The 21,240-nt window shown below is 51.2% G+C and carries 20 protein-coding genes and 4 tRNA genes; 21 read left to right on the top strand and 3 right to left on the bottom strand.

All coding sequences use genetic code 11. From position 1 onward, the window contains the following. Positions 1-43: 43 nt before the first annotated feature. Positions 44-529: a SprT family protein gene (locus tag NST26_RS05450; RefSeq protein WP_339314774.1), complete on the top strand. Its 486-nt coding sequence runs from the start codon at positions 44-46 to the stop codon at positions 527-529. Here the strand turns inward: NST26_RS05450 and NST26_RS05455 are convergent. Both NST26_RS05455 and NST26_RS05460 read right to left on the bottom strand, forming a co-directional pair. Beyond that, on the bottom strand, positions 526-1,167 hold the full coding sequence (locus NST26_RS05455) for a pentapeptide repeat-containing protein (protein WP_339254179.1): 642 nt from the start codon (positions 1,165-1,167) through the stop codon (positions 526-528). The two genes, NST26_RS05450 and NST26_RS05455, sit on opposite strands and share 4 nt — an antisense overlap. 36 nt (positions 1,168-1,203) lie before the next feature. Beyond that, on the bottom strand, positions 1,204-1,632 hold the full coding sequence (locus tag NST26_RS05460) for an Lrp/AsnC family transcriptional regulator (RefSeq protein WP_339254181.1): 429 nt from the start codon (positions 1,630-1,632) through the stop codon (positions 1,204-1,206). A 138-nt stretch (positions 1,633-1,770) separates the two neighbouring features. On the opposite strand from NST26_RS05460, the gene NST26_RS05465 reads away from it, so the two are divergent. The 6 genes from NST26_RS05465 to NST26_RS05490 all read left to right on the top strand — a co-directional run bounded on the left by NST26_RS05465 (position 1,771) and on the right by NST26_RS05490 (position 6,129). Then, a complete protein-coding gene (locus NST26_RS05465; RefSeq protein ID WP_340958143.1) occupies positions 1,771-2,523 on the top strand; it encodes an MBL fold metallo-hydrolase in 753 nt (250 codons plus the stop codon). Positions 2,524-2,648: 125 nt separating this feature from the next. Then, positions 2,649-2,724 (top strand) — tRNA-Asn (locus NST26_RS05470). 6 nt (positions 2,725-2,730) lie between these two features. Continuing rightward, positions 2,731-2,819: transfer RNA gene (locus tag NST26_RS05475), tRNA-Ser, on the top strand. A 242-nt stretch (positions 2,820-3,061) separates the two neighbouring features. Beyond that, positions 3,062-4,066 carry a Gfo/Idh/MocA family protein gene (locus tag NST26_RS05480; RefSeq protein ID WP_340978741.1) on the top strand — a complete coding sequence of 335 codons (1,005 nt, stop codon included), beginning with the start codon at positions 3,062-3,064 and terminating at the stop codon, positions 4,064-4,066. 43 nt (positions 4,067-4,109) lie between these two features. Next, a complete protein-coding gene (locus tag NST26_RS05485; RefSeq protein ID WP_339254185.1) occupies positions 4,110-5,033 on the top strand; it encodes an AraC family transcriptional regulator in 924 nt (307 codons plus the stop codon). Positions 5,034-5,046: 13 nt separating this feature from the next. Then, entirely contained in the window at positions 5,047-6,129 is a 1,083-nt protein-coding gene (locus NST26_RS05490; protein WP_339254187.1) for a Gfo/Idh/MocA family protein, read from the top strand. Positions 6,130-6,367: 238 nt separating this feature from the next. Here the strand turns inward: NST26_RS05490 and NST26_RS05495 are convergent, their stop codons facing one another. Next, positions 6,368-7,192: a type II CAAX endopeptidase family protein gene (locus NST26_RS05495; protein WP_339254189.1), complete on the bottom strand. Its 825-nt coding sequence runs from the start codon at positions 7,190-7,192 to the stop codon at positions 6,368-6,370. A gap of 547 nt (positions 7,193-7,739) precedes the next feature. Here NST26_RS05495 and NST26_RS05500 point away from each other — a divergent pair. The 14 genes from NST26_RS05500 to NST26_RS05565 all read left to right on the top strand — a co-directional run bounded on the left by NST26_RS05500 (position 7,740) and on the right by NST26_RS05565 (position 21,240). Next, complete coding sequence (locus NST26_RS05500; protein ID WP_036723345.1) at positions 7,740-8,645, top strand: branched-chain amino acid ABC transporter permease; 906 nt, start codon at positions 7,740-7,742, stop codon at positions 8,643-8,645. 12 nt (positions 8,646-8,657) lie between these two features. Continuing rightward, positions 8,658-9,626, top strand: coding sequence for a branched-chain amino acid ABC transporter permease (locus tag NST26_RS05505; RefSeq protein ID WP_339254191.1), 969 nt, complete (start codon positions 8,658-8,660; stop codon positions 9,624-9,626). Beyond that, positions 9,595-10,377, top strand: a complete 783-nt coding sequence (locus tag NST26_RS05510) for an ABC transporter ATP-binding protein (protein WP_339222793.1) — start codon at positions 9,595-9,597, stop codon at positions 10,375-10,377. The genes NST26_RS05505 and NST26_RS05510 overlap by 32 nt, the downstream gene beginning before the upstream one ends. A gap of 4 nt (positions 10,378-10,381) precedes the next feature. Continuing rightward, entirely contained in the window at positions 10,382-11,083 is a 702-nt protein-coding gene (locus NST26_RS05515; RefSeq protein WP_036723349.1) for an ABC transporter ATP-binding protein, read from the top strand. A gap of 74 nt (positions 11,084-11,157) precedes the next feature. Continuing rightward, positions 11,158-12,354: an ABC transporter substrate-binding protein gene (locus tag NST26_RS05520; protein WP_340978742.1), complete on the top strand. Its 1,197-nt coding sequence runs from the start codon at positions 11,158-11,160 to the stop codon at positions 12,352-12,354. 240 nt (positions 12,355-12,594) lie between these two features. Further along, on the top strand, positions 12,595-13,728 hold the full coding sequence (gene ald, locus NST26_RS05525; RefSeq protein WP_340978743.1) for an alanine dehydrogenase: 1,134 nt from the start codon (positions 12,595-12,597) through the stop codon (positions 13,726-13,728). 142 nt (positions 13,729-13,870) lie between these two features. Then, a tRNA-Glu gene (locus tag NST26_RS05530) sits at positions 13,871-13,945 on the top strand. 4 nt (positions 13,946-13,949) lie between these two features. After that, positions 13,950-14,032, top strand: a tRNA-Leu gene (locus NST26_RS05535). A gap of 459 nt (positions 14,033-14,491) precedes the next feature. Next, positions 14,492-15,385, top strand: coding sequence for a polysaccharide deacetylase family protein (locus NST26_RS05540; protein ID WP_339313055.1), 894 nt, complete (start codon positions 14,492-14,494; stop codon positions 15,383-15,385). Positions 15,386-15,458: 73 nt separating this feature from the next. After that, complete coding sequence (locus NST26_RS05545) at positions 15,459-16,001, top strand: GNAT family N-acetyltransferase (RefSeq protein ID WP_340955509.1); 543 nt, start codon at positions 15,459-15,461, stop codon at positions 15,999-16,001. Positions 16,002-16,059: 58 nt separating this feature from the next. Next, positions 16,060-16,332 carry a hypothetical protein gene (locus tag NST26_RS05550; RefSeq protein ID WP_339313057.1) on the top strand — a complete coding sequence of 91 codons (273 nt, stop codon included), beginning with the start codon at positions 16,060-16,062 and terminating at the stop codon, positions 16,330-16,332. Positions 16,333-16,472: 140 nt separating this feature from the next. After that, positions 16,473-18,017 carry a response regulator gene (locus NST26_RS05555; protein ID WP_339254207.1) on the top strand — a complete coding sequence of 515 codons (1,545 nt, stop codon included), beginning with the start codon at positions 16,473-16,475 and terminating at the stop codon, positions 18,015-18,017. A 2-nt stretch (positions 18,018-18,019) separates the two neighbouring features. Further along, complete coding sequence (locus tag NST26_RS05560) at positions 18,020-19,750, top strand: cache domain-containing sensor histidine kinase (protein ID WP_339313058.1); 1,731 nt, start codon at positions 18,020-18,022, stop codon at positions 19,748-19,750. Positions 19,751-19,893: 143 nt separating this feature from the next. Beyond that, entirely contained in the window at positions 19,894-21,240 is a 1,347-nt protein-coding gene (locus tag NST26_RS05565; RefSeq protein ID WP_339313059.1) for an ABC transporter substrate-binding protein, read from the top strand.

Below are 21,240 nucleotides of genomic sequence, written 5' to 3' on the forward strand. Positions count from 1 at the left end.
TAATTTCAGGTGGAGAGGACCGTGAAGGAGCGCTATGACCAGTATGAGCAACGAAGAGCTGCAGCAATGGATTGAGCAGGTGTCACTGAAGAGCTTTGGCGTGCCTTTCCGGCATACGGCGAGCTTTAACAGCAGACTTACGACAACCGGCGGACGATATTTTACCAAGAGCCATAATATAGAGATCAACCCCCAGCAGCTGGCGATGTACGGACGGGAGGAGACGGAGAAGATCATCAAGCATGAACTCTGCCACTACCACCTGCATCTTGCGAAGCGGGGATATATGCACCGGGATGCTGATTTCAAAACACTGCTGGCCCGCGTAGGCGGCAGCCGGTATTGTCAGACCCTGCCGGGCGCCAAGGCCCGTAAGCCGCAGCCTTACCGGTATAAGCTGGTATGCATCGTCTGTGCCACTGAATATCTGCGTAAGCGCCGGGCCGATCCCGGGCGGTACCGCTGCGGTAAATGCTCCGGCAAGCTGAAGCTGATTGCGTTAGAGGCGGGCGCGGGTCCGGCTACTTAATTTTTGATAACCAGACCTAGTAGTCCGGCAAAAGAAGCCGCCTGCTCCGCAGAGATGATGCAGCCCTCCAGATCCTGGAGATCCACCAGCAGGCCGGTGAACTCGCAGTCGCTCAGGTCAACGCCCTTCAGCTTGCATCCTGCCAGCGTGGCCTGCTCCAGATTACATTCCGAGAAATACAGGTCTTTCAGGGTGGATTGGTAATAATCCGCGCTGACCAGCGAGCTGCGCTCGAAGGAAGCCCCTTTGAAGTTGGCAAAACGGAAGACCGCGAATTCCCCAATACATGCTGTAATGGATACATTTTGAAACCGTGCTCTGGTGAAGTCTGTGCCGATCAAGCGGCAATCCCTGAACTCGGTCCGGTGTATGAAGGCATCACTGAAATCCACATTGGACAGGTCGCAATGATCGAAGACCACATCGGTAAGCTCAATGCGCTGCAGCGAGGATTCCGTGATGGTGACGTTTTTGAAAATGGTCTTGTCGAAAGCTACCCGGGTAGCCTCCTGATATTCAATGAGCGCTCCTTCGATGAGGCAGCGGCTGAATTCGTCTTTGGAAGCAAGGGTGTGAATATCCTGCGGCATAAGTAGCCCGAGATCTGTGATTCTGGGTGGTTCTATTTTGTTACTCATGTCGGCCTCCTTGGCAGTTCCTATCCTTATTTGTCCTTATTTGATCTGGCCCATGTCCAGGTTGACCCGGTAATTGCCATACTTCAGCAGTTCATCCAACAAAGCGGTCAGCGCCTCCTGATCCACCGTACGCACCCGCATCCAGTAACAGCCCTCCCCGCTGATGCGGTACAGCTCGGTGACACTCTCATGGGTCTTCGCAAAAGCCTGAAAAGGCGGATGATCCTTGTTGCTGCTGAGAAAAACCGTTATAAAGGCGTGAATATTCTGACCGATCCGCAGCGGGTTCCACCGGATGGTGTAGCCTTCAATGATGCCAAGCTCCCGCAATCTGCGGACACGTGCGCCTACAGCCTGGCCGGTCAGATGGACCATCGCCCCGATATCCTTATGGCTTAAGGTGGAATCATCGATAAGGAGCTGGAGGATGCGGTAATCGGTATTGTCGATGAGGTAAGAGGTCATTTCCTTGAATTCCTTTCCGGCTGAAAGCAGAACGTAAGAATCTCTTTCGCGGCGCAATGTCTTCTATTCTTGCCCTGATTTATACTTATTGTATCAGAAATTGATCTTAAGTAAGACATCCGGGAAGAGGTGCATATGATGAAAATTAAGCTGATCCGCCACGCCACTCTATGGCTGGAATACGGCGGTGCGACGTTTCTGATCGATCCCATGCTGAGTGCGCAGGGTGTGAATCCGCCGATTATGAATTCAGGCGATGACCGCCGGAATCCACTGGTGCCTCTGCCGGGGCCTGTCCAGCAGTGGCTGGAGCCGGATGCTGTACTGGTCACGCATCTGCATCAGGATCACTGGGATGCTGCAGCAGTAGAGCAGTTGTCCAAGGAGTTGCCGGTGTATTGCCAGGAAGGTGATGGGGAGCGAATTGCTGCCCAGGGCTTTGGGCGTGTTACAGAAATTATGGATACCGGCTCTGTGTCCGTCGGCGGTGTGACCCTGACACGTACAGGCGGGCATCACGGGACAGGGGAGATCGGGGAATTAATGGGCAAGGTCTCCGGCTTCGTCTTCCGGGCGGAGGGCGAACCTGTGCTGTACCTGGCGGGAGATACCATCTGGTGCGAAGAGGTTCAGCAGGTGATAGCGGCGCAGACACCGGAGGTCATTATAGTCAATGCCGGAGGTGCCAGCTTCCTGAGCGGAGGCCCCATTACCATGAACGAACAGGATGTGGTGGAGGTATGCCATGCCGCTCCGGCTGCTTCGGTAATTGCTGTGCATATGGATACGATTAACCACTGCCATGTGACGAGGGAACTATTGAAGCAACGCCTTGAACAGGAGGGCTTACTGAGCCGCGTGGCTGTTCCGCTGGATGGAGAGTGGGTCTGACATAAGCGACACCTATAGGGATACCCTACAGATAGGTAGAGTTTGTAAACGATCTCATAATCTCTCGCTACGCGCTTGACTAACCTGTAGAATCATGATAAATTAAACCTTGTTCATGTTAATGTTCCCTGATAGCTCAGTTGGTAGAGCACTCGACTGTTAATCGAGTTGTCACAGGTTCGAGTCCTGTTCGGGGAGCCATTACTTGGAGAGATACCCAAGTGGCTATAAGGGGACCCTCTGCTAAGGGGTTAGACTGCGTAAGCGGTGCGAGGGTTCGAATCCCTCTCTCTCCGTTCTGATTAAACTTCCCTGCCAGCCAGGGATGAGAACCCTCAGTGGTTCGTTGGAGGAGCTCATAACGAGCTCCTTTTTTGCGTCCACCCAGCGGGAGTGGCTGAATCTCTGGATGATACGATCTCCCTGTCTGATGTCGTAATTCCATATAGTCGATGTCGCATTTATCTACTAAAAATCCTGCTTATTATATGATACTTTATAGGTGATGTCAGAATAATGTATATGGAGGTGCAGGCGGGTGAGCATTAGGATTGGCAAGATCAGCTTTTGGCATGTACATGCCTGGGATTATACGAAGCAGGCTCAGGAGCATGGCGATACGGAAATTGCTGCGGTATGGGATGAGGATGCGGAGCGGGGCAGGAAGGCGGCAGAGAGCTTGAATGTTCCGTTTTATGATTCTTTGGAGGACATGCTTGCGCGGAAGGATATCGATGCCGTGATTGTCGACGCGCCAACCCATATGCACCGGGAGGTCATGATTGCGGCGGCCAGAGCAGGCAAGCACATCTTCACCGAAAAGGTTGTAGCTGCAACGCTGAGTGAGGTGAATGAAATCCTCTCCGAGGTCGTGGATCATGGAGTGAAGCTAACCGTGTCTCTGCCGCGGCTAAATGACGGTTACACGTTATCGGTTACAGACATTCTAAGCCAGGGACTGCTTGGGGAGATCACTTATGTCAGAGTCCGTTTATCCCATAACGGCGCAACGGCCAATTGGCTTCCCGAGCATTTCTATAGCCTGGAGCAATGCCAGGGCGGGGCTTTGATTGATCTGGGATGTCATCCCATGTACCTGACCAGGCTGTTTCTGGGTCAAGAGGTGACCGGGGTCAGCGCGAGCTTCGGATATGTGACGGGCAAGGAAGTGGAAGACAACGCAGTTGCGACGCTCTATACGGATTCGGGAGCAATCGGTGTGGTGGAAGCCGGCTTCGTGAACAGCTATTCCCCTTTTACCATAGAAGTGCATGGAACGGAAGGAACTCTGCTCTATGGAACGCCTGAAGCGAAGCTGCTGGTTAGAAGTAATAAAGCAGCAGATCAAGGGGCTGCCTGGAACGATACGCCTGTGCGGGCCAACCGTGACAGCGCTTTTGAGCAGTGGGTGGCCCACATCCAGAACAACACGCTTGCTTCTGACAATATTCAAGCGGCAACGGAGCTTACCCGGTTAATGGAGGCGGCGAATCTCTCGGCGAAGGCAGGACGGGTGGTCCGGTTAGCCGAACTGAAATCTTAATCACTTATCCGGGTACAGAGCGTAGCTCAAGCAGGAGGTTAACATGAGCCCTTTTCCCTTCGAGATTATGTTTGAGAAGATGGATCTGCTGGAAAGACTGGATATTTCCATCCTGTGGGGACATTATGAAATTTCTGTTCTCCGGTTTCATTTGACCTCTTTTCCGCCGGGGAAGGTCATTGATTTCCATAACCATGCTGAATTTGAATTTCATTTCATCCCGCGGGGCAAGGGAACGGTCATTCTTGGGGATCAGCAGTATCCTTTATCGGAGGGAATGCTCTATTTGACCGGACCGGGAGTGATGCATCGTCAGGAAGCAGATGTGGAAGAGTCGATGGAGGAGTTATGTCTGCATGTCAACATTACGGAGAAGCAGAGAGACGATGCAGACCCATGGGAGGTTGCGGAAGCGGAAGAATGCGTGGAGAAGCTGAGGAGGCTGCCGCTGATCCCTGCGCAGGATTATCACAGGGCGATGAAGTGTTTTCTGGAAGCCTATGAGGCCTGTGACGGCAAGCTTGCGGGATATTACACCTCCATCAAGCATCTCGTGATCAGTATCCTGCTTAAGGTGACCAGAGCGTATGATACAGGCGGGATGGGAGTTGCGGCACCCGTACGGGATATGGTGACCTACCGCTATCAATATGCTGTTCAGTACATGGAAGCGAATTATTCAGCAGCCGTGACGCTGGAGAATGTTGCGGAGAAGCTGAATATTAGTCCGAGGCAGCTACAGCGGATATTTAAGCAGGTTGATTCGGATCACACCTTCAGCCGGATTCTTGAAGATATCCGGTTGCAGGCGGTGTGCAGCAAGCTTGAAGCCAGCAACCTGTCGATCGAACACATCGCGGAGTCCGAGGGGTTCACCAATGCAACCTATCTGCATTCGGTATTCCGCAAGCGGCTGGGCATGACCCCGGCTGCTTACCGCAAGTCCCGTAAAATACATGAACAGTGAGGATGAGATGACGATGAGCAAAGTGTATCGTGTTGGCGTGATCGGCTGTGGAGGAATTGCGAACGGGAAGCATCTGCCTGCCTTAAGCAGACAGGATAAGGTTGAAGTGGTGGCCTTTTGCGATATTATCAAGGAACGGGCTGAAGCGGCTGCTGAACAATACGGCAATGCGGATGCGGCTGTCTATACGGATTACCAGGAATTATTGAAGGATGCTTCCATTGATATTGTTCATGTGCTTACTCCCAATGATGCGCATGCGGAAATATCCATTGCGGGCTTGGAAGCGGGCAAGCATGTGATGTGTGAGAAGCCCATGGCCAAGACAGCGGCAGATGCCAAACGTATGGCTGAAGCAGCGAAACGTACAGGGAAGAAGCTGACTATAGGGTATGACAACCGGTTCCGGCAAGACAGCTTGTATCTGAAAAAAGTCTGTGAAGCAGGCGAGCTCGGTCATATCTATTATGCGAAAGCACATGCTATCCGGCGCAGAGCAGTCCCTACCTGGGGGGTGTTCCTGGATGAGGAGAAGCAGGGGGGCGGCCCGCTGATTGATATTGGAACCCATGCGCTGGATCTGACGCTCTGGATGATGGACAACTACAAACCGAAGGTTGTGCTGGGGACCAAATACCACGAGCTCTCTCAAAAAGAAGACGCTGCCAACGCCTGGGGGCCCTGGGACCCGAAGAAATTCACCGTGGAAGACTCTGCGTTCGGGATGATTGTAATGGAGAACGGCGCAACGATTACGCTGGAAGCAAGCTGGGCGCTGAATTCGCTTGACGTGGATGAAGCCAAGTGCAGCTTGAGCGGAACCGAGGCGGGTGCGGACATGAAAGATGGTCTCCGGATTAACGGGGAGAAGCACAGCAAGCTATACACGAATAAAATTGAGCTAGGTGCCGGGGGAGTAGCCTTCTATGACGGCAAAGAGGAGAAATCTACGGATATCGAATTAAGAAAGTGGATCGAAGCGATCGAACAGGATAAAGATCCGGTCGTGACTCCTGAACAGGCTTATGTGGTCTCCCGGATTCTGGAGGCCATCTATGAATCGGCCCAGACGGGTAAGGCGGTATATTTAGACTAGGCGATCATTGTTAGGTCAGATCTCAAATTTCGTAAAAGCTTCAAATGTTAAAAAAGCAGCGATTCTCTTATAGGAGAATTGCTGCTTTCTGTTTTTGGTCCCTTGATGTTTGGAGGGTTTCTTTTTTGTGTTAAAAAATCTGTTTTCGCATCCCGCTTAAACAGCGGAGCGTCCACCCAAGTGCTAACGTTGATCCTGCTCAAAAAAGCCAGCTGTATCGTATTTGCCGAATTTCCATTTACAATCTGACATCTAGCGTAGATCTTCTGTAGAAGAACCACGCTGCAATCACAAGCGTAACAGCCACCAGTATCCCAGACTCACCCGTCCAGAGATAGGCATTCTTCCCGCTGGTGAACCGGTCGAAAGCGTCCTGAATGATAGCATTCCATGAGGCGTGGAGCAGAACTGCCGGCCATAGGCTCCCCGTGCTTAAGCGCAATAGACTAATAATGATGTTGAATGAGCTGATGGTTATCATGAACAATACGACCGATAAGGCCAGAGAAGGGCCAGAATAGTAGCTGCCGATTAGAATCGCCGGGATATGCCAGATGCCCCAGATCAGTCCGCTCATGAGAATAGGCTTCGGGACGCGGGCCTCTATGAGCCGGGTCAGCATGTAGCCTCTCCACCCTAATTCCTCGCCTGCACTGCTGATGATTCCCATCGCGGTCCCGATGGACATTTGAATAAGGATTGCCCCGGCCAGCGAACCTGCAACATTGCCATTGTGTCCGGTATACTCTGCCAGTCCTGTGATCCAGGCGGTCCCGTAGGCCACCAGGCCAACTGCAACCGGCAACAACAAGATGAACGGAATCGCCCTGAGCGTGCGCCGTCCCCCGAATCTCAGGGAGATATCCGCGAAGCCCTCACGCAGCAGGATACGGGTGAGTATAGAGGAGATCCCGGGCGCCCACATCAGCAGCAAGCCATACACAGGCGTTACAGTAAGAGCCAGTATGTAACTAATAGCCGTAAGAGGAATGAGTAACAGGAAGAATACTAACAAGCCTCTCCTGGCAGATTGGACGGTCTCCTTTTTTTCAATGGTGCTCATTTCAATTTCACTCCTTTGAATGTGTGTAATGCTTGGTAGAGTATAGCAACGAACGGGAATGCGAGGAACAACCTGGAGCCTGGCAGCCCCTTGGGACCTTGGCCCAGTCATCAATGAGACTGTAGATGTAGGGAGACTATTCTACCCTTCAGCCTGACCTCCACCTCCATACACTGCTGGTTCAACCCGTTACCCCTTTAATTAATTGAAGGAATGATGCTGTAAAGAGACAAATGTTATATTAATTCCGCAGAAAAAAAGTATTGTATAAGAAAAGGAAACAACTTCTAAAACGTTCCTGCTTGAAAATCCTCTGTTTTTCTCCTGTTTTCTGCGCATTTTTCGCAAACCTACAATAACCTACTGAATCCTACATATATCATGTTATGTAATATAACACCAACTATTGAATTTTGTATTAATTCCCACAATTATTAGTGACGATTCTCTGACCATGTGTTAATATAAATGACATCATAATCCAAGAAAAGAGAAGCAGCACAGAGAAAGGGGTATACAAGATGAACATGGGGAGAAGTGGATGGCGATGGAGTACTTCATTCAGCAACTAATAAACGGAATATCCGTAGGCAGCATTTACGCTCTGATCGCCCTTGGTTACACAATGGTGTACGGTATCATCAAGCTGATTAATTTTGCGCATGGCGATGTATTCATGGTAGGGTCGTTCATCGGTCTGTACAGTGCCAAATACCTGGCGAATGCCGGATTGCCGCCTATCGTTGTACTGCTCTTGTCGCTGATGATCTCGATGACGATCAGTGCGCTGCTAGGTATCAGCATTGAACGTCTGGCGTATAAGCCGCTTCGTAAATCCACACGGATCGCAGCGCTGATCACAGCCATTGGTGTATCCTTCCTGCTTGAATATACGGGGGTGCTGATCCTTGGGCCGCAGGCCAAGGGCTTCCCGGATATTATGGATAAGAAGCAGTATCACCTGTTTGGTTCCTCCATTCAGGTCGAGTCCAATCAGATCATGATTCTGCTAACAACGATAATTCTTATGCTGGTGCTGCAATATATCGTCAGGTACACCCGAACGGGCAAAGCCATGCGGGCCGTATCCTTCGATGTTGAAGCGGCGCGGCTGATGGGCATCAACGTAGACCGCACCATTTCCGCCACCTTCGCCATCGGTTCGGCGCTTGCCGCTGCAGCGGGCGTGATTTTCGGCATGACGTACAATTCGGTTGATCCTCTCATGGGCGTAATGCCCGGGCTGAAGGCTTTTGTCGCGGCAGTGCTTGGAGGGATTGGCAGTATACCGGGTGCGCTTGTTGGCGGATTGCTGCTGGGAACCGTGGAGACAGAGATTTCTTCCCTCGGGTTCTCGTCCTGGCGTGACGGCGTAGCCTTTGCGGTACTGATTCTAATCCTTATCTTCAAACCATCCGGGCTGTTCGGCAAGAATGTCCGGGAGAAAGTGTAGGGGGAAGCTGCCGTGAAAAAAATAAATAAAAAATTCTGGCTGGGCATTCTTATTGCCCTTGCGTTCTATGGAATCGTAAAAGTTCTTCTAACAACAGAAATCCTTAGTGATGTGAATCAGTCTATGCTGCTGCTCATCGGGGTTAATATCATGCTGGCCGTGTCGCTGAACCTGATTACCGGGATTACCGGGCAGTTCTCGATTGGTCATGCCGGATTCATGTCGGTGGGCGCGTATACCTCGGCGATTCTTACCCTTGACTACAATGTGCCGTTCATTCCGGCGATTCTTGCGGGCGGACTGCTGGCAGCGGTATTCGGTGTATTAATCGGGATGCCTACGCTCCGGCTTAACGGGGACTATCTGGCTATTGCGACGCTGGGCTTCGGTGAGATCATCCGCATCATTATGCTGAATACGGAATATGTCGGCGGAGCTTCAGGGCTCAGCGGCATTCCGGCCAAGACCACCTGGACCATGCTCTTCTTCTTCACTCTGCTCTCAGTCGTCCTGATTAATAACTTCATTAGATCTACTCACGGCCGGGCCTGTATTGCGATCCGCGAGAATGAGATTGCCGCTGAGGCGATGGGGATTAATACAACACGCTACAAAATCATCGCCTTCACCATCGGTGCGCTGTTTGCCGGTATGGCGGGCGGCCTGTCGGCCCATACGTTCTATGTTATTACGCCGGGGAGCTTCAACTTCCTGAAGTCTTTTGAAATCATCGTTATGGTGGTGCTCGGGGGGCTGGGCAGTACGGCAGGCTCTATCGTGGGTGCGGTGTTCGTTACCCTGCTGTACACCTACTTACGTGAATTCCCGGAATGGCGCATGATTATCTACTCCATCGTGCTCATTCTGATGATGATCTTCCGTCCGAGCGGCCTGCTTGGCGTAAGCAAATTCTCATTCTTCAAGTTCAGCAAAAAGGAGGCAAAGGCAAATGACGCAATCGAGAGCAGCGGTACTCCTTGATGTGAAAGCGGCCAGCCGGGCCTTCGGCGGACTGAAGGCGGTCAGCGAGGTCTCCCTTCATATTGATAAAGGCGAGCTGATCGGCCTGATCGGACCCAACGGTGCCGGTAAAACGACACTGTTCAACCTGTTGACCGGAGTGTACCCGCCATCGTCGGGCAGCATTCTTTTGAATAATGAGTCTATCGGCGGGATGAAGCCCTACAAGATCAATCATAAAGGCGCTGCGCGTACGTTCCAGAACATCCGCCTGTTTACGGCTATGACCGTGCTGGAGAACGTTAAGATTGCCTTCCATCAGCATGCGAAGCACTCGTTGTTCTCTTCGATGCTACGTCTGCCGAAGCATTTCCAGGGCGAAGAGGAGATTACCCGGAAGGCGATGGATATTCTCAAAATCTTCAATTTGGCTGACCAGAGTGACGAGGTGGCGAGCAACCTGAGCTATGGGAATCAGCGGCGTCTGGAGATTGCCCGGGCGCTTGCGGCCGGACCCAAGCTGCTGCTGCTTGATGAGCCGGCCGCCGGGATGAACCCGAATGAGACGCGTGATCTGATGAATCTGATTGCCTGGATCCGGGAGGAATTCGACCTGACGATTCTGCTGATCGAGCATGATATGTCACTGGTAATGGGGGTCTGCAGCCGTATCTATGTGCTGGACCGCGGAATCCTTATTGCTGACGGAACACCGGCGGAGATCCGCAACAATCCGAAGGTCATCGAAGCGTATTTGGGACAGGAGGCGTAACGCTATGCTTACAGTACAAGGGATTAATGTCTATTACGGAGCGATTCATGCCTTGAAGGAGCTAAGCATCACCGTGAAGCAGGGAGAGATCGTGACCTTGATCGGTGCCAATGGCGCCGGCAAGTCTACGCTGCTTAAGACGCTCTCGGGGCTGCTGAAGCCCAAGACAGGAAGTATCGAATTCCTGAATAAATCCATAGCGAATCAAAGTGTTCAGGCGATTGTCAAAGAAGGGCTGATCCATTGTCCCGAAGGACGGCGCGTATTCGCCAATATGTCTGTCGAGGAGAATCTCGAATTAGGCGCTTACCTGCAGGATGGAAGCAGCCTGGCTGCTGACTTCGAGAAGGTGTACAACACCTTCCCGCGATTGCTTGAACGCAAGAAGCAGCAGGCCGGGACCTTATCCGGCGGGGAGCAGCAGATGCTGGCAATGGGCCGGGCTATTATGGGCCACCCGAAGCTGCTGCTGCTGGATGAACCGTCGATGGGGCTGGCGCCGCTGCTGGTCCAGGATATTTTCCGGATTATCAAGGAAGTCAACGATGCCGGAACCACTGTCCTGCTGGTTGAGCAGAATGCCCACCAGGCGCTCAAAATCGCCGACCGTGCCTATGTCCTGGAGACAGGCCGGGTAGTGCTTGAAGGGGATGCCAAGGAAATGGCCGATTCCGATGAGATCAAAATGGCTTATCTCGGGCACTAGCAGGCTATCCGTACTACAGCAGCATCACAGAAACAACATATATAAACTAAATAATCAGGAGGCTGGGAGAAACTATGAAGAAAATTGGGGCCATTATCTTGTCGACAGTATTGACTGCGGTATTAGCATCCGGCTGCGGCAACAACACAGAGAACAGCGGTAACTCTGCAAGCGGCGGGAACAGTGCCGGAGGCACGATCAAAATCGGGGCTGACCTGGAGCTTACCGGCGGCCAGGCTTCTTTCGGCGACTCGGCCTCCAAGGGCGCGAAGCTGGCGGTGGACCAGATCAACGCCGCAGGCGGTGTACTCGGCAAGCAGCTGGAGCTGGTAGTTGCAGACAATGCATCGAAGTCGGAGGAAGCTACACAAGCGGCGCAGAAGCTGATCACCAATGACAAGGTCGTGACCATTATCGGCGCATCCACATCGACCAACACACTGGGGATCGTTCCGGTAGCTACGGAGAAGAAGATCCCGCTGGTCTCGGTAGGCGCTACGAATCCGAAGGTAACCGTGGATGAGCGCAGCGGCAATGTGAATGAATATGTGTTCCGCGCCGCATTCATCGATCCGTTCCAGGGTGAGGTTATGGCTAACTTTGCGCTCGATTCCCTGAAGGCCAAGACAGCAGTTATCTATACTGATACGTCCTCCGACTATTCCAAGGGTCTGCAGAAGTTCTTCGAAGAGACCTTCAAGGCCAAAGGCGGCGAAGTGCTGAGCCAGGAGTCTTACCAGCAGAAGGATTCTGACTTCAAAGCAGTTCTGACCCGCATCAAAGCAGCGAACCCGGATGTCATCTACCTGCCTGGTTATTATGAAGAAGTAGGTAAAATTGTGAAGCAGGCCCGTGAGATGGGCATTATCGTTCCGTTCCTCGGCGGCGACGGCTGGGATTCCCCGCAGCTGGCGGAAATCGCCGGTGCCAAAGCGCTGGAGAACACGTTCATGTCCAATCACTACTCGCCTGAAGATACAGCTCCTGAAGTAACCAGCTTCGTAGACGCCTACAAAGCGGCTAACGGCGGAGCGGTTCCCGATGGTATGGCGGCCCTGGGCTATGATGCCCTGAAGCTGGTGGCTGATGCGATTACCCGTGCGGGTGAAGCTGATCCGGCCAAGATTACAGAAGCACTGGCAGCGACTAAGGATCTGCAGCTCGCTACAGGTAAAATCACCCTGAACGACAAGCATGACCCGGTCAAAGCCGCAGTTGTGCTGAAATTCGTGGACGGGAAGCAAACCTTTGAAACCAAGGTTAATCCTTAAGCTGCGAAATTGCATATACTAAGGTGAAGGAACGGGGAGCCGGTCCGCAGGAGGCCAGGGTGTCTCTTGCCTCACCTTAACCGTGAAGAGGAAGGCCCCGAATGGGAGCCTTTCTTTTCGCATCTCACAGGGATAGAATGTTGACTATACTTACACAACTAAGCAGATGCTTCCGAAGCGAGTTGTGGCGGTGAGATATCAAGGAAGACTATGCTAACACAACTTTGAGGGGGAATCGGCATGATTATTGGCGTACCCGCAGAAATCAAGAATAACGAGAACCGCGTCGCCATCACCCCGGCCGGGGTGGAAGCGCTCCGGAAGGCAGGGCATGAAGTGTATATTCAAGCTTCTGCCGGCATAGGCAGCGGTTTCAGCGACATGGAATATTCGGATAAAGGCGCTGTGATTCTGGATACGGCCGCCGAGGTCTGGAGCAAGGCGGAGATGATTATCAAAGTGAAGGAGCCACTACCGGAGGAGTACGGTTATTTCCGCAAAGGGCTGATCCTCTTCACCTATCTGCACTTGGCACCTGAAGCAGAGCTGACCAAAGCACTGGTGGATAGCGGTGTGACTGCTGTGGGCTATGAGACGATTCAGCTTGAAGACGGCTCGTTGCCGCTGCTGATTCCGATGAGTGAGGTCGCCGGGCGGATGGCGGTGCAAATCGGCGCCGGTCTGCTGGAGAAGCCGCATGGCGGCAAGGGCGTTCTGCTTGGCGGTGTGCCTGGCGTGCAGCCGGGAGAGGTCGTCATTGTCGGTGGAGGAATTGTCGGCACCAATGCGGCGAAGATCGCGCTGGGCATGGGGGCGCACGTCACGGTGCTGGATCTGAATGCGGGTCGTCTGCGCGCGCTGGATGATATTTTTGGCGGGCGGCTGGTGACCGTGATGTCGGATTCCTATCATCTGGAGCAGGCTGTGCGCCGGGCGGATCTGCTGATCGGAGCGGTGCTGATTCCCGGTGCCCGTGCCCCTAAGCTGGTTACAGAGGACATGGTGAAGCAGATGGAGGAAGGCTCTGTCATTGTAGATGTTGCGATTGACCAGGGCGGCTCGATCGAGACCATTGACCGGATCACCACCCATGAGAACCCGACCTATGTGAAGCACGGCGTGGTCCATTACGCCGTAGCCAATATGCCTGGAGCGGTCGCCCGGACCTCGACCCTGGCGCTAACCAACGTGACGATTCCTTACGCGCTGCAGATTGCCAATCTGGGCATCCACGCGGCTGTGGTGAAGAATGCGGCGCTTGCGCGCGGCCTGAATGTGGTAGCTGGACAGGTGACCAATGCTGCGGTGGCCGGGAGTCTGGGGTATGAATATACGGATGGAATCCAGGTGCTGGCTGCGGGCGGGGATAGCTGATCTTAAGAGGGGAGAAGCAGAGGCTGCACACTGCGGTTCTCCCCGTATTTTCCGGGAAATGCGACCTTCAAAAAAAGGCTTGTCAAATCCGCCGACGTTTGATATACTCATTTTTGTTGTCACAAAGAAAAACTTTAAATTTGGCTCGTTGGTCAAGGGGTTAAGACACCTCCCTTTCACGGAGGTAACATGGGTTCGAATCCCATACGAGTCACCAATATGCGGTAGTGGTGGAATGGCAGACACGCTATCTTGAGGGGGTAGTGGGTGTATACCCGTGGAGGTTCGAGTCCTCTCTACCGCATACTAGGAATGAGCAGAGACCTTTGGTTATCCAAGGGTCTTTGCTTTTTTGTGTTAGCTGCTGCGCCGGGGGAAGGGGGCATGCCCCACAGCCAGTAACATTGATTGAGGAATGATGCAAGAAATGCAACAATACTGCTCCATAGAGGGCGGTCTATGCTGAAATCCTGCACAAAATACAACAAATCCAGCGCTAACTTGATCTAACCACCGAAATTTGTGCAAATCATGCAACATTGTACTTCATTGAGTAATCGGTATAGATGAATCTTGCAAGAAGTGCAACAATTCTCTATACAAGCGGCCGGTGAGGGAAGGCATCAGCATCATTCACCCGTTAGGGTTAATTTGTATTTAGTTTTTTTGAAACTAAACAGTAGCGATACGCACATGACAATGTGTTTTGTATCCCTACTGTTTTTCTTTTATGATCACAAAACTAGTCGAGGTGGAGATCTTTATGATAAGCAAATTAGGCTTTTCTTCAGATGACCGTTTATTAATTATTAATGCTGATGATTTCGGAATAACTAAGGGAACTAATGAAGCGATTGTTAGTCTATTTGAACAACAAGCTATAACCTCAACATCTATAATGTTTCCCTGTCCAGCAGCGCGGGAAGCCCTTAAGTTTAGTAATCAAAACATTCTAGAAAATATCGGGATTCATCTTACCTTAACAAGCGGTGAGCATCATTCATATAGTCCAGTATTTCAAGAAAGGCCATTGAAAAGTCTAATCAATAAGAATGGTAAATTCCATAATGACATTTCGTATATAGAGGAAAATGCTGATGATGAAGAAGTTAGAATTGAATTAGAGGCTCAAATACAAAGTGCAACTATGTTAGGAATTGACCCAACTCATCTTGACAGTCATGGTGGTAGCATTATGGGTTTATATGCGGGCAATGATTTTTTAGAAATAACCTTTGATCTTTGCGAGAAATATCGTCTCCCCTTTAACTTACCAACAAGAATAATTGAACAACCATTTTTTAATAACAAGCAAAAAGAAACTTTTCGCATTAGAATTAATTCAGGAAGAAAACGTGGGATTTTGTTTATTGATGATATAATTTCTTTGCCGTACTGCTGTAAGCCCGTGGAATATGAGGAAATGAAGAGACAGTTGCTCACGCTATTAAAAAATATTAAGCCCGGTATAACACAATTAACTATACATCCATCGAAAATAACTGAAGAATTGAAGTCTGTAACGAATTGTTATTTTGAGCGTGGGATTGAGTATCTATTACTAATAGACCCAGATATTAAGAAAGTGCTTAATAAAGAGAATATTAATTTAATCTCATGGAAAGAAATACGTGATTTCCAAAGAATTCTAACTTGATCACGCTCTAGCTGGTGACAATTACCTGAAACCTTTAGAATGGAGAAACGAAGATGAATGAAAGGGAGATCCTATGTTACTGGAAACGGAAAGGCTAATTGTTCGTGGATTTTCAGAAAACGACTGGAGCGATTTACACGAGTATTTGTCATTGGAGCAGGTGCTGAAATACGAGCCGGGCGGTGTAAGCGGTGAAGAGGAATGCAAGAATATGGCCAGGGAACGTGCGGAAGGAGATTGTTTCTGGGCAGTTAGCTTGAAGGAGACCAATAAAATGATCGGTCATGTTTATTTTGGGCAACAAGAGCCTGCTGAATTTAAAACATGGATGATAGGTTACATCTTCAACCCTGATTTTTATGGAAAAGGCTATGCCACTGAGGCTTGCCAAAGAGTTTTAGAATACGGGTTTGAAGAATTAGGAATTCATCGGGTGGTGGCTATGTGTAATCCTGAGAACGCGTCTTCCTGGAGATTGCTGGAGCGATTGAATATGCGCCGTGAAGGGCATTTCAAGAAAAAAGCCTTTTTCAAAAGAACAGATGACGGGCAGCCTGTATGGCATGATGCGTACCAGTATGCAATTCTAAATGAAGAGTGGAGTTCTATCGTATAATCCTATCAATCTTGGAGACAATACTAGTAAACGCCTTATTGGGAGGTAGTCTACGGTAATGAATTACTCTGAGATCTATGATCTTCACCTTCAATTGTTAAAAGCTTATTCTGCTCATAACAACGGAGAGTACTCGGCCTATCAAAGGGAAATCGATTACTACACGAATCAACTGCGTTTTGCTGAGGATATGGTGCAGAGGATCTTCGTTCTGAATCAATTGGTCAAGCTGCATGAGAAAGAGCGGGAGGACTTGATCCGGTGGTGTTCAGAAGCATATTTTCATAAAAATTACGATGTTAACGACTCACCGGACGGCAGTCTTGGATAATGCCGGCCGGTGAGTTTTTTGTGTGGAAGACTAGGGCTATCTGCAATTTATTTAGGAATCCATTTCCATTGACAGCCCTTCCATGTTCCGTTATACCTGCATATATATCAGGATTCGACAGGGACGGGAGGATTTCTACAGTGAATTCATTAATTTCAGTCATGCTCGTAGATGATGAGCCGCTTGCACTAGATCATGTGTACCACTCGGTTCCGTGGGAGGAGAATGGCTTCCAGGTGGTCGCCCAGGCGACCAGCGGGCGCATGGCGCTGCGGATGTTCGAGGAATTACAGCCGCAGATTGTCATCACCGACATCTCCATGTCGCCGATGGACGGCTTGGAGCTGGGGCGGCATGTCGTCCAGCTTGCCCCAAGAACGCGGCTGATCTTTCTGACTGCTTACCGGGATTTCGACTATGCCCGCCAGGCGCTGGAGCTGCGCGCGGCCCATTATCTGCTTAAGCATGAGATTAGTCGTAACCGCCTGCTGGAACAGCTGAAGCTGCTGAAGGAAGGTCTGGCAGTGGAGGCCGCCGAGGAAGAAGGGCACGGACATGCGCTCCATATCCTGCTTAAGGATATGCTGGCAGGCAAGTATCAGGCTCCTGCAGGAAATCAGGAATCCCGTCTGCACCGCCTCGTCGCAGATTATCAGCAGGGTCAGCCCGGACTGCTGTATTTCGAGCTGGAGGCTGCAATGAAGCTGGACGGCAGCCGGAGTAATACGCGCAGTGGCACGGCCCTCGTATGGAAGAATATCGAAGAAGAGATCCGCCGTCAGACAACGGACTTGGAGGAGCTTCAACTTCTAGAGATGGATGAAGGCGGATACATCGTGCTGCTGAAGATAACCTCTTCCAGCAGTCTGCTGCTCCAGCACTATAGCTTGCGGCAACTCGCTGCCCAAGTTCTGCTCTGTCTGGAGTCTTACTATCGGGGGAACCTTCCCAGAGTGATCCTCTCCGCAGGCAATGGCGCAGAATTGCCGGACCGCCGATATGCGGCGATGAGGCAGGCTTATGATTATTCTGTGTTTTTGCCGCCAGGTGCTGTATTTCTGCTGGAGCAAGCTGCTTCTACTCGGGAAGCTACCTGTATTGCTCAAGAGGTCAGACAATACCTGTTATCTCCCGAACGCAGCCTGCTGGAACGGCTGAAGACCGGTCTGGACCACATCGCTACCCAGGCCTACTTGGTAGATTTGCGCGCCGTCATGGGTGAGATCAGAGGCGCATGCCGCAAGGACGGAAGCTTCGCCATAGACCAGGAGCTGGGCACAGACGCGCGGCAAGTAGTTAACAGCTTGTACCGGATTCTCGAAGACTGCTTGCAGCAGCCGCAGAGTCCGAAGCAGTATTCCCGCTGGGTGAACAAAGCGATGGAGTATGTTGCCGGGAATTACGCCGATCCCGATCTGTCCCTGGAGACGGTCGCAGGCCATCTGCAGATCAGCAGCATCCATCTGCGGACAACCTTCAAGCGGGAGACGGGCCAGTCCCTGCTCGACTATACGACGGAATATCGGATCGGGCTGGCGAAGCAGCTCCTGCAGACTGGTGAGTACAAGATCTACGAGGTATCGGAGAAGGTAGGGTACAAAACCAGCCAATACTTCAGCCAGGTTTTCAAAAAAACAACGGGCATACAACCCAAGGACTTCCTGCAGCAGAGGGGCAGCGAATAGCTATGCGAAAAATTAAGAATAAAATTCTCGGCAGCGTGATTCTGATCGTTACGCTGTCGGTAACGGCCATCAGTGCCCTGGCGTATGAGCAGTTCTCTTCGATTCTCGAAGCGCAGGCCCTGCGTGAGGATACCATCCATCTGGAGCAGACCACGAATCAGATGAACCATATGATTGACGATGTGCAGAAATATGCCGCCAATATGGTCAACGATGAGCTGCTTCAGCAGTTCGCTGCAAGGTTGAAGTATTCCTCTACGTATGACGAGCTTAGTGCATACCGCGATGTGGTCACTCAGCTGACCAAATTTAATGTGCTGCGGGACTACCTTGAGAGCTCGGCCATCGTCCGCTCTGATGGGAAGATTTTCTGGTCCTCGCTGTATATTGATCCGTATTTTGAACGGCTGCTGCAAGAGGACTGGTATCAGGATGCCTTGAAGAACAATGCCAAAAGCGGGTTCACAGCCCCCCATCTGATCCAGGACCCCGAGAGCAAAAAAATTGTCAGCTTCTTTATCCGTTTTGATCCCCAGTATGGCGGAGTGCTGCTTTTGAATATTGATTACGCAGCTTTTGAGAGTCTGTTCCAGTACTTGGGCCAGTCCTTCGACCAGGTAGCCTGGATCGGCCCGGGTCAATCATTGCTCTATCAGCAAGGCACCGCCACTGAGATGCCTGCCCACACGCTGAGCGCAGACAGCCCGGACATTCAAGTCGTTAAGCATGACAAGGGTTATTATCTGGCCAGCGCTTTTGAAAAATCGGACTGGTCCGTCTCCACGTTTACCTCCAATGAACGTTTCTATGAATGGGTGGGTTATATTGTCCGCTACTGGGCCGTCTTCCTCGCCTTGTGTCTGGTGCTGTGCTTTCTGCTGTTTCTTCCGATTATCTCCAATATTATCCGTCCGATTCTGCAGATGACCAAAGCGATGAAGCAGGTGTCTATGGGCAACTATAATGTTCAGCTCTCGTTCCGCAGCAATGATGAGCTGTCTGTGCTGAAGAATGGTTTTGAGACGATGCTTGGCGATATTGAGCGGCAGATGAGTGAGAAGGTGGAGCAGGAGCGCTGGAAGCGTAAAATGACGGCCGAGCTGCTGTTCGCCCAGATCAACCCCCACTTCATCTACAATACCCTGAACACCGTGGTATATCTGGCCCGCAAAAAGAATTACGCCGCGATTGAAGAGATGGTTGAATCCTTCATTGGCATTCTGCATGATGCTGTCAATATCGGCGATGCCGGTCTGTATATCACGGTGGAGCAGGAGATGAACATTATCAATCACTTCGTTACCATTCAGAAGTACCGGTATGCCGACCGGTTCGAGGTAGTCTGGAGCGTGGAAGAACAGGCGAAAGGGGACTATATTCCAAAGAGCCTGATCCAGCCGCTGGTGGAAAATGCTATTTTCCATGGATTTGCGGAGAAGGAGTCTGTAGGCCGTATTGAGATCATTATCCGTAAGCGCAGCGGAAGGCTGCTGATCTCGGTCAGAGATGACGGCTGCGGGATGAGCCAGGAGAAGGCGCAGGCCATTACGAATGGAACCCTGCCGCCGGCGCGACTTCGTTCAGGGGCGATGAAACAGATTGGACTGTGGAATATCCGGGAACGAATCGAGTATTTGTACGGGCAGGAAGGCCGCCTGGTCATCCGTTCAAGTGAGCAGGGAGGCACCAGGGTATCGGTTCTTCTGCCCTCACGGCCGCCATCGGCGGAGTGAGAATACTATCATTATTTATACAAAATCATCGGATCGTCTAATTGTTGGGCGATGCCTTCAAGCTTATAGTACTACTATACAGACGGACGGAAGACATTACAGGAACCGCCCGCTGTCACAACAGATGCAAGGGGGATCTTAATTTGCACAATCTATTCAGTAAAAAAGCATCGGTTATAGCGCTTGTCTTAACGTTATGCTTCACCTTGGTGCTGGCCGGCTGCGGCAATGGAAACAACAACGCTTCCGGGGACTCCAGCGGCGCAAGCCCTGCGAACACCTCAAGCGATCCTGCAAACGCTTCCGGTAAATTAACCGTGTGGGGCTGGGACAAAGCCTGGTTCGAGGGCACCGGAGCCAAGTTCAACGAGAAGTTCCCGAATGTCAAGCTGGAGTTCGTTGAAGTCTCGGCGGGGGATTATCTGAAAAAAATTCAGACCTCTATCGCTGCAGGCTCCGGTCTGCCGGATATTATCTGGGGAGAAGCGGCCTTCCGCGGCGCTCTCTATGAGCTTAACGTACTGCAAAGCTTGTCCGAAGAGCCCTACAATTTCGATACCTCCAATCTGCTCGACTTCGAGCTTCCGCTGCTGACGAACAGCAAGGGAGAGCTTGTTGGTCTGGAGCAATCCGGCTCGCCTGGAGCACTGGCTTACAAGCGTGATCTGGCTAAAGAATACTTCGGGACAGATGATCCTGATGCATTGACTGCCATGTTCCCTGATTGGGATACCTTCATTGCCAAGGGCAAAGAAGTCTATGAGAAGAGCGGCGGTAAGACATTCATGCTGGGAAGCCTGATGGATGCGTATACCATCCTCTCCAACCAGGGGACAACCGCAGTTGTAGACGGAACCAAGGTGAATACTCAAGAGCTGCTTAGGATCTTCACTCAGCTGCAGTCCATCCGCGACAATAACGCAGAGGGCAAGCTGGCAATGTGGTCACCCACCTGGAATGCTTCGTATTCGCAGGACAACGTAATCTTTTATCCGTCGGCGAACTGGTCGCCAGAATTCGTAATCAAGCCTAACGACAAGGCCAGTAATGGCCGCTGGGGTCTGATGGTGCCTCCGGAAGGCGGATATCCATACGGCGGTACTACTATCGGTATTTGGAAGGACAGCAAAAATAAAGATGCGGCCTGGGCGTATCTCAACTGGCTGTTAGGCACGGACGAAGGCGCTGAAGCCAACTTCGCCGTCTCCGATTATATTTTGCCGCTGAAATCCTTCTTCAAGGATACCTCCAAGCTATCTTCCGGGGCGGATGAATATTTCGGCGGACAGGATCTTGGAAAGTTCTGGGTAGAGAAGGTGTTCCCGAACATGAAGTCCAAAGCAGTGACCAAATACGATCAGGATATCTACAGCTCCTCTGAGCTGGTGCTTCAGGTCATGGCGCAGGATAACAGCTTCGATGCGAAGCAGGCCCTGGACAAGTGGGAAGAACAGCTGAAGAAAAATCATCCTGAGCTGACTTTTGAATAA

The sequence above is a fragment of the Paenibacillus sp. FSL R7-0128 genome, assembly GCF_038002245.1.
Classification (GTDB): Bacteria; Bacillota; Bacilli; order Paenibacillales; family Paenibacillaceae; genus Paenibacillus_AQ; species Paenibacillus_AQ silagei.

Bases quoted from the DNA above. Each gene is read 5' to 3' on its own strand.
- NST26_RS05450 (WP_339314774.1), top strand. From the start codon at position 44: ATGAGCAACGAAGAGCTGCAGCAATGGATTGAGCAGGTGTCACTGAAG.
- NST26_RS05455 (WP_339254179.1), bottom strand. From the start codon at position 1,167: ATGAGTAACAAAATAGAACCACCCAGAATCACAGATCTCGGGCTACTT.
- NST26_RS05460 (WP_339254181.1), bottom strand. From the start codon at position 1,632: ATGACCTCTTACCTCATCGACAATACCGATTACCGCATCCTCCAGCTC.
- NST26_RS05465 (WP_340958143.1), top strand. From the start codon at position 1,771: ATGAAAATTAAGCTGATCCGCCACGCCACTCTATGGCTGGAATACGGC.
- NST26_RS05485 (WP_339254185.1), top strand. From the start codon at position 4,110: ATGAGCCCTTTTCCCTTCGAGATTATGTTTGAGAAGATGGATCTGCTG.
- NST26_RS05490 (WP_339254187.1), top strand. From the start codon at position 5,047: ATGAGCAAAGTGTATCGTGTTGGCGTGATCGGCTGTGGAGGAATTGCG.
- NST26_RS05495 (WP_339254189.1), bottom strand. From the start codon at position 7,192: ATGAGCACCATTGAAAAAAAGGAGACCGTCCAATCTGCCAGGAGAGGC.
- NST26_RS05500 (WP_036723345.1), top strand. From the start codon at position 7,740: ATGGAGTACTTCATTCAGCAACTAATAAACGGAATATCCGTAGGCAGC.
- NST26_RS05510 (WP_339222793.1), top strand. From the start codon at position 9,595: ATGACGCAATCGAGAGCAGCGGTACTCCTTGATGTGAAAGCGGCCAGC.
- NST26_RS05515 (WP_036723349.1), top strand. From the start codon at position 10,382: ATGCTTACAGTACAAGGGATTAATGTCTATTACGGAGCGATTCATGCC.
- NST26_RS05520 (WP_340978742.1), top strand. From the start codon at position 11,158: ATGAAGAAAATTGGGGCCATTATCTTGTCGACAGTATTGACTGCGGTA.
- ald (WP_340978743.1), top strand. From the start codon at position 12,595: ATGATTATTGGCGTACCCGCAGAAATCAAGAATAACGAGAACCGCGTC.
- NST26_RS05540 (WP_339313055.1), top strand. From the start codon at position 14,492: ATGATAAGCAAATTAGGCTTTTCTTCAGATGACCGTTTATTAATTATT.
- NST26_RS05545 (WP_340955509.1), top strand. From the start codon at position 15,459: ATGTTACTGGAAACGGAAAGGCTAATTGTTCGTGGATTTTCAGAAAAC.
- NST26_RS05550 (WP_339313057.1), top strand. From the start codon at position 16,060: ATGAATTACTCTGAGATCTATGATCTTCACCTTCAATTGTTAAAAGCT.
- NST26_RS05560 (WP_339313058.1), top strand. From the start codon at position 18,020: ATGCGAAAAATTAAGAATAAAATTCTCGGCAGCGTGATTCTGATCGTT.